Origin of the sequence: Allorhizobium sp. NPDC080224 (assembly GCF_050281005.1) — a bacterium.
Lineage (GTDB): Bacteria > Pseudomonadota > Alphaproteobacteria > Rhizobiales > Rhizobiaceae > Allorhizobium.
The window spans coordinates 122,105-134,795 of the sequence record NZ_JBNNWJ010000003.1 but is presented as its reverse complement, the minus strand read 5'-3'; the positions used below and the strand labels follow the sequence as shown (position 1 = coordinate 134,795).

The 12,691-nt window shown below is 61.2% G+C and carries 9 protein-coding genes and 2 pseudogenes; 3 read left to right on the top strand and 8 right to left on the bottom strand.

The features are described from left to right. Positions 1-4: 4 nt before the first annotated feature. The 4 genes from ACQKP1_RS21200 to ACQKP1_RS21185 form a co-directional block, all read right to left on the bottom strand. On the bottom strand, positions 5-316 hold the full coding sequence (locus ACQKP1_RS21200) for a hypothetical protein (protein ID WP_427276901.1): 312 nt from the start codon (positions 314-316) through the stop codon (positions 5-7). Next, the gene (locus ACQKP1_RS21195; RefSeq protein WP_427207809.1) at positions 313-1,221 is read right to left on the bottom strand and encodes a DUF7007 domain-containing protein; all 909 of its coding nucleotides are present in this window, start codon (positions 1,219-1,221) and stop codon (positions 313-315) included. Before ACQKP1_RS21195 ends, ACQKP1_RS21200 begins: the two co-directional genes overlap by 4 nt. Continuing rightward, complete coding sequence (locus ACQKP1_RS21190; protein WP_427276900.1) at positions 1,218-2,969, bottom strand: ParB N-terminal domain-containing protein; 1,752 nt, start codon at positions 2,967-2,969, stop codon at positions 1,218-1,220. Before ACQKP1_RS21190 ends, ACQKP1_RS21195 begins: the two co-directional genes overlap by 4 nt. Positions 2,970-3,299: 330 nt before the next feature. Further along, the gene (locus ACQKP1_RS21185) at positions 3,300-3,617 is read right to left on the bottom strand and encodes a hypothetical protein (protein ID WP_153763731.1); all 318 of its coding nucleotides are present in this window, start codon (positions 3,615-3,617) and stop codon (positions 3,300-3,302) included. Between the two features lie 289 nt (positions 3,618-3,906). Here ACQKP1_RS21185 and ACQKP1_RS21180 point away from each other — a divergent pair, with 289 nt between their 5' ends. After that, positions 3,907-4,167 (top strand): hypothetical protein, encoded by a 261-nt coding sequence (locus ACQKP1_RS21180; protein ID WP_172890997.1) that lies wholly within the window; start codon positions 3,907-3,909, stop codon positions 4,165-4,167. A 165-nt stretch (positions 4,168-4,332) separates the two neighbouring features. On the opposite strand, the gene ACQKP1_RS21175 is transcribed toward ACQKP1_RS21180, so the two are convergent. The 4 genes and pseudogenes from ACQKP1_RS21175 to ACQKP1_RS21160 form a co-directional block, all read right to left on the bottom strand. Beyond that, complete coding sequence (locus tag ACQKP1_RS21175) at positions 4,333-9,423, bottom strand: DEAD/DEAH box helicase family protein (protein ID WP_427276899.1); 5,091 nt, start codon at positions 9,421-9,423, stop codon at positions 4,333-4,335. 90 nt (positions 9,424-9,513) lie between these two features. Then, the gene (locus ACQKP1_RS21170; RefSeq protein ID WP_427276938.1) at positions 9,514-10,119 is read right to left on the bottom strand and encodes a DUF1419 domain-containing protein; all 606 of its coding nucleotides are present in this window, start codon (positions 10,117-10,119) and stop codon (positions 9,514-9,516) included. A gap of 330 nt (positions 10,120-10,449) precedes the next feature. Continuing rightward, positions 10,450-11,058, bottom strand: a pseudogene (locus ACQKP1_RS21165) (DUF3991 domain-containing protein); the annotation flags it as partial. Positions 11,059-11,447: 389 nt separating this feature from the next. Beyond that, the gene (locus ACQKP1_RS21160) at positions 11,448-11,624 is read right to left on the bottom strand and encodes a hypothetical protein (protein WP_427276898.1); all 177 of its coding nucleotides are present in this window, start codon (positions 11,622-11,624) and stop codon (positions 11,448-11,450) included. A 146-nt stretch (positions 11,625-11,770) separates the two neighbouring features. Between ACQKP1_RS21160 and ACQKP1_RS21155 the strand changes: the two genes are divergently transcribed. Then, on the top strand, positions 11,771-12,160 hold the full coding sequence (locus tag ACQKP1_RS21155) for a hypothetical protein (RefSeq protein ID WP_153763728.1): 390 nt from the start codon (positions 11,771-11,773) through the stop codon (positions 12,158-12,160). Positions 12,161-12,402: 242 nt separating this feature from the next. Next, positions 12,403-12,558: pseudogene (locus tag ACQKP1_RS21150) on the top strand (IS3 family transposase); the annotation flags it as partial. Between the last annotated feature and the right edge of the window lie 133 nt (positions 12,559-12,691).

Sequence of the window (12,691 nt, the reverse complement as noted above, 5' to 3'; positions counted from 1 at the left end):
CCACCTATCCCGCGAGAGGCAAAACAGGCGCGTGACCGTGAAGCTCGAGCGCGTCGATGATCTGCTCTTGCACCACCAGCCTGCATGTGAGCGTGTCGAGTTCGCTCCACCGCTCGAAGGCCAGGCGCTCGACAAGCTCCTGATGATAGAGACGGCGACCGGATCGCCGGCGCGCCCGGCTCCTGGTCTTCACCGTGATCGCCTTACGTCCGGCCCGCGCCGCAATCTGGCGGGTCAGACAATCCAGAAGCCGCAGGGTCTCACGCCGGGCACTGACTGCCGTCGCCAGCGATCTCGATGCGAGGACATCAATCATGACCCGATCCCCCGGCTTCGCCAGCCGAGAAATGAGGATGGCCCATGATATTCGGCATGACGGTCGGGATCGATCACAAATCCGAACCTACCGCGCCTGGCATATTCGTCGCTCGGCACAAGGAAGCGACGTTCATTATCCCAGGCCTTTCGGTCACCCGCCCCTCTATCACCGGCGACGACCGCCACGACCTCAGTCATTCCGGGGTTCTTATCGGAGAAGATTGCCGAGGTGGCGACGTGGTCTGCGGCATGGCGTTGATCAAACGCGCGGCGATCCTTCGCCCAGCTCTCACCCTCGGCGAGCGAGCAACCGTGGATCTTCTCCCAGACGTCGGGCCAGGTATTGCGGATGGTCTTTTCTGCCATTGACCGCTCGCAGTCGGTGAACAGGTCCGGAAAACTGATCGCCACGATCGCCCATTCGCAGTCTTCCTCGTACCAGAGCGTGTCCTTCCGCAGCAGCGGATGGACTTTAGCATTGCGATCGGAAGAGAGGTGAAAGCCGCCGTGGCCGGCCGTACTGTGGGCGACAACGCCTTCGGCGTAGACGACCGCCATCTGTGAACCGCCCCAGGGCGTGCTCGCCGACATGCGGGTCTGCACGCGGTTGAGCTTGGCCAGATCGTGTTTATGACCGGCCGTCTCGGCGACGCGCATTCGAAACTCGGCCTCATTGGCCACCCGGCCATCATGACCGAAGAAGTCGGCGCGCGTCAGCTCTGCCAGCGGCCGACGAACGGCGACGGCACTCGCAAGGAACGCGAAGCCGCTGTGTGATGTGACCATGGCAAGGACCAAGTCATCAATGCGAGCGACGGGCATGCCATCGGCACTGGTGGCAAACTCCACCCCCGAAAAATCGGGGGTGGGTGCGACGATGTTCAAGGTTAGGGCGGCGGTCATGCTGCTGCCCTCTGATTGAAGTCCTGATCGTCGTCGTCATCGGTTGCGACGTCTGTGTCCTGCAGAGCATCGTGATCTGCATCTCCTTCGACCTGACCCTCCTGTTCATCAGCAGGGTCGTCAGCTTGGCCGCCGTCGCCCTCGCCCGCACCGATGACATCCGTAGTGGAGCTTGCCCGGATCCACGCGAGCAACTCGTCGGCCGGCGGTGCGAAGCGGCCGGACGGATGGACGAAGTGCTCGGTGGCAAAATGCTCCACGAGCGCTGCGCGGGTTTCGCGCACCTTCTGCCGTGGCTGAATCGATGCCTCGGCGCAAGACGCTTCCAGCGCCTGGCGCGACAGGCACAAGAGGAAATCTTCCGATCCCATGTTCGGCAGGTATTTATCGGCTCCGATCGCATCACCGGCAATGCGCGCCACCATGCCGCTATTGGACATGCCCCTGCGGCATGAAAGTACATCGACCAGCACCGAGCGAACGGCAACTCGAAGCGTATCCTGATCGAAGGCGAGCTTGCCATGCTCGCCAAACAGTCCGACGGCATGACGCGAGAGGCGCTTGCCGCCGTAGAAGGTCCCGTCAGCACCGGAGTCGATGCGAACATTCTGGCCAGCGAAGGCCAGGACCATCAGTGCCATCAACATGTCATCCTCGATCGGCGCGCGACCGAGCGCGTCATGCAGCGCGTCCGTGCGGAAATCGCCGATCATGTCGTGGCCCTTCTGCGTGACGTCTGGCCGAGCCTTCGGCGCTGCGATCGCGTCGCTATCATCAGTGCCGCGGGTAAAGCCGTCGCCACCGCCTCCATTCTGCTTCGCCGCCTCTGGCATGCGGTAGTGGACCGTCTGCACCTTGCCGTCACGATCGAGATAGAGCGCCGCGTGGTCGGACTTGGACGGCTTGCCGTAGACTTGGGCAGCCTTCTTCGGCAGTTCCGGCTGGCCCCAGCTGTTGACCTCGACGATCGCGCCGCGCTTCGGCAGATTGCCGGTCATCCATTCATGCTGGGCACCGAGAAATCCCTCGACATTTGTGGTGTATCGACCGTCCTGGTTGGCCGGTGCGAAGAGATCCTCGACCCATTCGATCCCATAGGCTTGGGCAAGATCGTCACCAAAGCTCGCATCCTTAGCGTACATGCGCTTCTTGGTCAGGGCATTTGCGATCTGCCACCAGGGCGCTGTGTCGCCCTTCTTCGGCTTGTGCGCCTTCCAGACCTCCTTCTGGTCGAGCTGGCCGGCCGCCGCGATCACCCGCAACTGTTGTTCGTTCGGCATATCGCCCAAGGCCATCTGTTCGAGCATGCCCGGCAGGACATTGGCGAGCAGGCGTAGCTTGCGGATCTGGCGGACGGGAAGGGCGAGAGCGACGGCAATCGCTTCCTCCGTCCAGCCGAGAGCGACGAGCCGTTCGATGCCACGCCATTGATCAACCGGGTTGAGTGCTTCGCGAACCGAGTTTTCGACCATCGAACGCATCGCGCCATTGTCGTTAGCGGCGTCAACGACGAGGATCTCGATTTCTTCGAGACCGGCGGCGATGGCAAGCCGGACGCGGCGATGGCCGGCGTCGATGATGTAGCCGTTTCCGCCATTTACTTCCGCTGCCACTACGGGCGGCTGGACGATGCCAACCGCCTTGATTGTCGCCAGCATCAGCGCATCGGCCTGCGGCGAGGATTTCGACTGGCGCATCCGGTCTGGGTTTTCCTTCAGCGCGCGTGGGTCAACCTTCATGATCTGCATGGGATTTTTTCCTTCCGGGAGAGTTCCGAACCGGCGCCTTGCCAGCCCTTCCTGTCTTCATTTTTCTCGAAGACACCTCCCGGACCGCCGAACGGCCGGACTGACGCAACTGCGGCCGAGCATCCCTGCTGCGAGGGACAAGCGGGGCTGACAGCCCTGCGAAGAACGAGTGGCCGGGATAGCGCAGGCGGCGGTTGAGCGCACGCGCCGGCAGGAGGACCGATCGGCGACCGGTTCAACTTCCTGCTTTTCTTCCTCAATCCCACCTTCCAGTTCGAGCTAACGCTCGAAGATGAGACTGCTAGCGGCGGCCATACCTCGACGAAGGGACTAGGTTCGGCGCCTGAGCAGGGCCAGACCATCGGCGAGCATGCGCTTCAGGCTCGGCTTCCTGCTTACCGGTTCAGCAGGGGCGGCTTCGGCGCTACGAACAGCAGCAGGCGGTGGACCGGCGGCCTCGGAACGTGAAGGCGGAAAGGGCTCCTCGACGACGGCGGCGACAACGACATGCGTAATTGTCGTCTCATCCGATTTCACCGAAACGGTGACCTGTCCGCCGGAGCGAAGGCGGTCGACGCCCGTTTGAGCGGCCTCCTGCTCGTCTCTAGCTTCGACCAGCGATGTCTGCGTCACCAGAAAAAATGGCATTTGTCCCTGCGATGTGTTCTACCACAGATCTCATCCGCTTAGCGGTTGCGGTCAAGATGCAGCACCTCCTCAGCGGCGCCTCCGATACAAAAAAGCGCTCAAACCGTGAGGGGAGCGCCTTCTTCTGTATCCCGGGACAAGATCAAACGCCGCCGCGATTGCAGCGAGCAGGACATCGGCTTATCGGGGAGTGATGCTCAGATCTTGTTGACGAAAGGCACTTTCAAGTCGTGATTCGACTTACCGCCTGATAGATCTCTAAGCCTATCAGAATGCCAGGTGAAACGACATGAGCACAGATCCCGAGGCCCGGAGAGCGATCGCGCAACGCGCCATTGATCGCGCGCAAGCGCGTGGGACGCCGATCGACACGGATCCTGCCTTCCTTGCCTTACTGGAGGAATGGATCGGGGGAGAAATCGACATGAAGGCCATGCGCTTACGATACCTTGAAATGACCGCTCTACGAGCTGCCGAGCGGCGGGGCTCGCGCAATAGCCTCTCCGGCATAAACCCTTCGGAAACATCGTACGAGGTGACCGAAGAATAAAAAAATGGGCCTGCAGAAAACTGCGGCCCATGAAGTGTGGAGATCTGAAACCTCCAGAGGGGAACAGCTGCTGCGACGGAACTGGGAGGTGACCGTCATGTGCATCAGCTGAAGGCACTATGCCCGAATTTTGACCAGACGGAAAACATTTATTGTGCAATGCAGCTATGCGGCGGCTGCGTTGGTCTCGTCGTCCAGATCCTCCGCCAGCCGGGCCTCGATTGCCCTAAGCTTTAGTCGCTTTTCCTTCAGATCATTGGCAAACGCGAAAACACCGCCGTCACGCGACCGGTAAGAGGCCAGACGGCGTTCGGCTTCCTCCAGCCGCCGCCGATACTGACGCTGCTCGTCGTCAAAGCCATCCAGTGCATGCTCCAGACGAGAAATAGCGCCAAGCGGCGTGACCGTAATTGCCAAATCGATCTCATAGTCGGCGCCGGTGCGCTGGAGCAGGGTCTCGAAGCGATAGCCATCCCCTTTGCCAAAGCGCTCACCGTCATAGACAAGATCGAAGCCACCGATCGTGGCGAGATGAACCTCGCCCTCGTGCTGAAGTTGGAGAAGAGTAAGAATCTCCTTCATCAACGCGCGGCCAGCCTCCTTGCGTTCGGTATGGTTCTGGCCGAGCACGGTCATGCTGAAGGCGTCGCCTGAGGTGGGCTGGAGCCGTTCAATGTCCTGGCCGATCTCGCCTAGGCGTCGGTTCGAAACCTCAATCTCACGCTCGGCATCGCGCATCTGTCGGCGGACGGCATACTGATCGTCTTCGTGCGCGGCCCGTAGCCGTTCGAGCCTGGCAATATCGGCTTCGAGGCCAGCCTTCTGCATCAGCCGCGCGTCGCCGGAGGCGATAGCCTTTGCCATGGCGAATTGGTTGGCGGCACCTTCACCGATGTCTTCGAGCCGGCGGATTGAGGTATCTCCCGACAAGGCGGCGGCGATGAAGCGCGCCTTGCGCTCATTGTTCTGCCACATGCTGGCGTCGAGCGAACCCTCGGTGGCATAGGCGAAGATATCGACCTCCTCATGCTGGTTGCCCTGACGCACGATCCGGCCCTCACGCTGCTCGATCTGCGACGGCAGCCATGGCACGTCGAGATGGTGGAGAGCCTTCAGGCGAAGCTGGGCGTTGACCCCCGTGCCCATGGTCTCGGAAGAACCGATCAGGAAACGGACCTTGCCGGCGCGGACATCGCCGAACAACCGTTGCTTGGCTTCGGTCTTCTTGTAGTCCTGCATGAAGGCGATCTGTGATGCCGGCACGCCGAGCCGGACCAGTTCGTCGCGGATAAAGCGATAGGCCGAGAAGCCACGGGTCTTTTCCACATTAATCGTGCCGAGATCCGAGAAGATCATCTGGGCGGCGCCTGGCAGATCAAACTCCTTGCCGTCGGAGCGTCGATAGATCGCCTCGCTGGTATCCTTCCAGATCCCGTAGGCATTGCGGACGAGCAGATTGAGCTTGTTATTCTCCTCGTTGTCGGCCGCCGGCATGACGAAGCGCAGGTCGATCGCGGCATGGCGGCCATCGGTGATGACCGAAAGCAGGATATCGTCGCCGGGCTTGGCCGGCCCCTCACGCTGCTCGATCGCCGTGATGCGCGCGTCTAGCATCTGCTGGTAGGTCTTGAACAGCGCCGTCGGCTTGGCGGTCAGGATCTGCCGGCGCCCGGTCGAGATGTGGGGCACCTTCACATACTGCCTGAGTTCATCGGGCATGACAACATCGGCAAAGGACCGGAACATGGCAATCAGTTCCGGCACGTTGACGAAGGAGGCGAAACGGCTCACTGGCTTGTATTTGCCGGATGGCTGGATTTCGAGTTCGGTGGTCGTATCGCCAAAGCAGGAGGCCCAGGCATCGAACTCGTGCAGCCCGCGCTCGGCAAGTGCTGCAGGCCCAAGCAGGCGCTGGATCGAGAACATCTCGCCGAGCGTGTTGGTGATCGGAGTTCCAGACGCCAGCACCAAGGCCCGGCCGGGGTTCTTCGTCTCTATATAGCGGGATTTCACATAGAGATCCCAGGCGCGCTGCGAGCCGTTCGGATCGATGCCCTTGAGCGTCGACATGTTGGTGGCGAAGGATAGCTTGCGAAACTCCTGCGCCTCGTCGACGACGATCTGGTCGATACCGATCTCCGAGATGGTGAGAAGATCGTCCTTGCGGGTGGCGAGACCTTCAAGCCGCTCCTGCAATCCTTCCTTGAGCCGCTCGAGACGCTTGCGCGAGACGCGGTCCTCGCTGTCGACCTTGGTCAGCAGATCCTCATAGAGCTGCAGCTCGTCCTGGATCATCCGTTGCTCGAAGGCCGATGGCACGGCGATGAACCGAAACGCCGAATGGGTGATGATGATCGCATCCCAGGTCGCGGTCGCCGCCCGTGACAGGAAGCGAGCACGCTTATCCTTGGTGAAGTTCGTCTCGTCGGCGACGAGGATGCGCGCATTCGGGTAAAGCGCCAGGAACTCTCGTGCGGCCTGCGCCAAGCAATGCCACGGAACGACCAGCATCGCCTTGGCGATCAGCCCGAGTCGGCGCTGTTCCATAATGGCGGCTGCCATGGTCATGGTCTTTCCCGCGCCGACGGCATGGGCGAGATAGGTCGAGCCATCGGCGATGACCCGCCAGATGCCGCGTTTCTGGTGCCCGTAAAGAACAAAGGCGCCTGAGGCGCCGGGAAGTTTCAGATGGGAGCCGTCGAATTTTCGCGGCGCGATGTTGTTGAAACGATCATTGTAATCGCGGGCAAGCCGATCGGTGCGATCCGGATCAGTCCACACCCAGTCCTGAAACGCCTGCTTGATCCTCTGCAGCTTGTCGCGCGCCGCCTCGGTATCGACGACGTTGAGCACACGCCGCTCGCCATCGGCATCCTTAAACACATCGAAGATCTGCGGGACGCGGCTGTTGAGCGCATCGGTAAGTAGATCGCCGGCATCGCGGCGGCTCGTGCCCCATTCCGACGTGCCGGAGGCACTGTAACCGAGCTGACGGGCCTCCACCGTCCAGGAACCAAGCTCCGGCATATGGTGGATGCGGATATCGGCCTCCATCTTTTCCTTCACGAAAGCCACGACATCGGCGGCCGGAATCCATGGGGCGCCGAGACGCACGGTGATGTCTGAAGGGCGAAGATCGGCCGGCTGCACGTTAGTCAAAGCGCGGACATTGCGCTTGTAGGTCGGATCGAGTTCGGCCGCAGCCTGCGCCGCCGCAAGCTTGGTTCGGACAGCGCCTGAGAGATATCCGTCAGCCGTCTTCCACGATCCATCGGCGGGATCGCGGAAGACGGCGTCGCCCAACTCGTCGATTACCACCGCCGGATCGCTGTGCAGCAGTTCGGCGATATGCTCGATATCGACATGGCCGCGTTCGTTCAGCACCACGGCGAGCGCATCCGCAGGAGATGTGATTATCGGCGCCGCTGGCGGTGCAATCACGCGTTCGGAAAAGATCGGACCGGGTTTCGCCGTGCCCGTCTCCAGATCATAGTCCTCGATCGAGGCGACCAGCCAGCAATCCGGGTCATCGCGGAAGGGTGCAAGGTTCGGCTGGCGATGGGTCTCCTTGACCTCACCGGTCTCTGCATCTTCCTGGATCGAGACCGTGGTGTGATTGATCGGCCCGAAGTCGCGGACGAAGCTCGACCAGGCGATACGCAGCCTGACCTGAAGGTCGCGCCAGGGACGGTCGGTTTCCTGCGCCTTTAACACCTCCCGCACCGCATCGCGGATCGGGATGAGTTTGCTGATGATCCGGACGTGCTTTTCCGGGATACCATCGCCTGAGCGGCCCTTGCGGACCGTGACCGGCACGGCTGATCCGTCGAGCATCTGCATCAGACCGTTCGCCCGGTCGAGAAAGAAGCTGCCTTCGCGAACAGACCCACCCTTCGGCTGCAGCTCGACAATCTCGCCGAGCTCGTCCTCCAGATCGATGTCGATCGGCGTCGGTTCGCCGTCGTAGAGATCGGTGGGCAGGAGATCGATCGCAGAAGCGAGTGCGGCTTCGAGATCTTCGCCATGACGGGGCCGGCATGTGTAGGTCTCGCCGAACGGGCCGGAAGTCAGGGCGTGTGTGCCGAGCACGAAGTCCGGATGTCGACCAAACCAGCGATTGACCCTGATGGCGTCTTCGTCGTCGGTGGCCGGCCTGACCTCATCGACATCAAGCCATAGCTGATCTCCTTCCGGTTCAGCGGGTTTGCGCTTGCGGAAGAAAAGGATGTCAACGCCGACATCCGTGCCGGCATCGCGGCGAAAGCTGCCTTCGGGCAGACGGATCGCGGCGATCAGGTCGGCGGACTTCGCGATATGCTCCCGCGCCGTCGTATCGGCCTTGTCCATCGTCCCATGCGAGGTGACGAAGGCGGCCAACGCGCCAGGCTTCAGAAGATCGATCGACCGCGCAATGAAATAGTCGTGCAGGCGAAGACCGAGCGACCGATAGGTTCGGTCCGAACGGACAGTGCGGTCGGAGAAGGGCGGGTTGCCGATGGCAAGATCGTAGATCGGCGCCAGATAGGTGCGTACGAAGTCATCATTGATGATGCGAGCCTTTGGCTGCAGCAGGCCGACGATACGGGCGGTGACTGGATCGAGCTCGATCCCGGTAACAGAGGCGGCATCGCGATATTGCTCCGGCATCAGGGCCGGGAAGAGGCCTGTGCCGATGCCCGGTTCCAAAACCCGACCGCCGCGCCAGCCAAGTTTTGCAATCCCGGCCCATATCGCCCTGATGATGAATTCTGGCGTGAAATGCGCATATTGGGTGCAACGCGCGAGCGACGAATACTCCGCTTCGGATAGGGCAGTTTCGAGCGAGGAGCCAAGCTCGTCCCAGCCCTGCCTGAAATCGACCTCCCCCGGGCGGCGGAACATGCCGTTGGCGAGTTCGCCGGCGCCGAAGCCGGTGAAGCGGATCAGCTGCGTCTGTTCTTCATACGTTGCAGGCCGGTCCTGCTTGGCAATCGCGTCGGCGATGAGGATCGCCGCAACATTCGCGCGGGCGCGATCCTTCCAACTGGCGCCCAACGCGCGGTCGCCATCGAGATAGAAGTTTGCCCGAAACCCTGCTCGCCGAACAGGCGCGGCAGTGACGGGGAGGGCAGGGGCCGATGCGGGCGGAGTGGGATCCGGGTCGTCGTCGTTGGCGGGATTGGGAGAGAAACCTCCAAACGCGGTCACATCAAGCCCGAGCCCGGAGGACAGGGCAGAGCCGCCGAAAATGTCGAAGGTAAAGGGATCATTGCTCATGAAACGCTCCTTTGGAAAGCAGGCGTGCGAAATCGTCCGGTCAAGGGTTCGACCGGCGGCAGCGCCCTGAGGGTGGGGATTGGTTCCTGCTTAGGCCGCCAGGACCGTGGGGAGATGGCGCAGATGTACCGGCAGCTTGGCCGCGATTTCGTCGTCGGTCAGCGTGCAGAGCAGCTTCAGGAGAGTGCCTTCCTTGCCGCCATAGAGCATGACCGTGCGATGGCCCTGCATCGGCTTTGGCCAGCGGGGACCGGCATAACCGCGATAGTCTTCCGCGGTGGTGCTCCAGATATGTTCGAGCCGTTCCTCTCGGCTCATCGCCCGAACCGGCCGGGTTTCGCGGTCAAGGATCGCCGAGCGCATCGCCTCGACCGAGTTCGGATCGGATAGGTCGCAGTATGTGTGGAAATAGCGGACGGCGTCATCGATCCGGATCGCATAGAAGACCGAGGTTACGGAACCGGTCATGAACTCGCGCATCGTAAAGATCGGGGCCAGCATCCAAAGCGGTGGCAGGATGTCGAGCATGTAGGTGTAAGAGGTCTCGTCGGTCTCGAACCATTCGCCGGCATAGATCGCAGACAGAGCACCAGCAAAACGATCCGGGCGCCTTGCGTGCCGATCGAGAATCCGGAACATGTCGGCGCGTTTGGCCACACCCTGAAACACTTTGCGGGGGACGGATATCGAAGTCATCAGCTTGATCCTTTCGGGGTTTTGGGACCGAAGGCAGCACTGTCGTTTCGACCTCACTATCCTCTTCAGTCCTTCATGACCCTTCCCGATCGGCCGGCCTCGTGTCCGGCCGGGGCAAGGGCCGGCGCATGCCCCGGCCGGCCTCGTGTCCGGCCGGGGCAAGGGCCGGCGCATGCCGGGCGAAGCCTCCCTTGACGCGGCCGGCGCGCATGCGGCAGGCCTCATCTTCTTATCCATTTTCCTTTCCCGTCTCTCCTTTTCTCTGTTCTTCAAGACCTCGTTCCAGTCGTCCTCCGGCGGACGTAGCCTCTGCCAATCGCAGCCGGACGCCTCGGCGAGCGCACGCAAACGCGCTGCGTAGATGTCTCCTTGGGAATTGCCATCCGTCGCGGCCACCAGTGTCAGCCCCGGCCGGAGGGCGAGTTCGCAGAGCGCGGCATCTGTTGCCGGTGACCACCCGCCGCCTGTACTGAGATAGAGCGTGCCCTCGCGTGAACCCTCGAGCGCTGCGAGGCTCATCGCGTCGATCGCGGCCTCGGTGACGCAAATGCGATTGGCATCACTCGGACCCAATCGGAACAGAAGCTTTGATCCCCTGGTCGAAAATCCGCGCCATTCGGGTCCTCGTTCTTCCCAGCCGACCACTCGGCCATGGCTATCAACATGCGCCGCCCACATGCTGCCAAAAGGTCCTTCCCGCAGGACGTCTTCCCGAATGGCCTGCCGGATTATGGCAGGCGGGATCAAGCGCTGCCAAGATAGATAGCGCCACGCACCCGATCCCGGCGAAGGCGAGCGCCGGCATCGCCAACGGTCAGCGATGGCCTCGTCTGACACTGCAGACCGCGACGGACGCCATTCCGGCCGCGAAAGCTGAAACCCGACCAGCGCTGCGACAGCGTCCGCGGCGGCCGGGAACCTCGTCTTCTCCAGAAACATCGCGAGGCCGAAGACGTCACCCTTCTCGTCGCTCAGCGGATCGAACCAGCCTCGTCCGTCATGGGTCACGATAATGATGCTGCCACCATGCCGGTATTTGACGGCGCGACGCGTGCTTTCTCTCAGATCGAGTTCGTATCCGGCTTGCTCCAGCAGGGCTTCACAACTGACCCTGGCGCGCAGCGCCTCTAATCTTTCTCGTTTCATATTTCTTTCGGCCGTGTAGCGGACGCTCCTTCTTTGTTGCCGCAATCTGCGGGTCACCTCTGTCCCGCCGCGAAGAGCGGAGGGGGCAAGGGCGCAGTGCGCAACCGACAAAAGTTGCAGCAAGCGCTGCGGTGAAGCTTCCCTTGCGGCCGACAGGTCGTAAGCGGCAGGACATGCGGGTCTCAATGAGACCCGCGCGGGAAATATTCGTGAACGATCTCAAGATCGTCTTCGTCATCCAGTTCGTCGGAGGGAAGGACGCCGAATTCGTCGCCCGATTTGAACAGTGTCACAGGAACCATGAGGATGCGTGAAAGAGAAAATGCATGGGCTTGGGCGAGGGCAAGATTCTGTGCCATGTGAGAAACCTCCGTCCGGAGCGGGCCGATCCCGCTCGATGGCTCCTCAAAGGACCGGGGACGGTCGCGATCACCGCGAAGACGAAGGCGGAGCGGCGGCAGCTTGCTAGCCGACCCTGAACGGGTTGATCGACGGAGATCCGGACATGGTCCAGGACGCCATCCATAAAGAGCGGGATTGGTTTGCTTCGGCGGGAATTGAGGTATTCGGCACAGATCGGTCACGGAAGCCAGCTCAGCATTTGTTGCCGAGAACCTGTCTGACCAGCCCGCCAGTCAGCGACGACGTGCTTTCTCCTGATCGGACAAGGCTTCGACAACAGAAAAGTCCATCTCAGGGCGTGGCTCTATCCGGGCTATCTCGCTGGCGACTTTCGACCAGTGCCAGAACTCGTCGAGTTCACCAGTGGGCCGGCTATGAAACGCACGGCGCTGTGCTTCGTAGTAGCTACCGGCTGGATCCGAAATTGCGAGAAGCCTTGCATCAGCCTGCCATCGCCGCCGTATTGCCCGGCGATGTGCGAGCCATCGTGTGAGAAAGCGGATCATCAATAGCTCGAGACCGGTGGCGACAGAGGCAAATTACCACAAGACCCGGATGATAGAGATGTGATATTATATAAATAAATTCAATATTTTATCAAAAATTGCATAAGCATAATTATGGAACTGTCCGGCATCAACGCCCATGAGACAGGGCTGACCTAATTAGGAATAAAGGATTTTCGGCTCATCGTAGCTCGTTCAAAGGAAGCGAAGATGACACAGAAAACCTGGCCGCAGACATCGACGGCCGAGAAGACGATCAAAGACAAGAGATGAAGCCAAGCAGGACGTGTTCGATCGCATCGAGATGTTCTACAACCCGAAGCGCAAACATGTCAGAAACGGGATGCTGTCGCCCGTCGAGTGCGAAAAGCAGCGGAAAACGTAACCCGGGGCTATTCAGTCTCGCTAATAGGGCATCACTCCAAAAACCGACCTCTCGTCTCAAGCTGAACCGAGAACCGTCCCGCATCCCTATCGGGAACCGCTGCTCCGTTTGCAGGAGCCCTTAACGCCGGTGA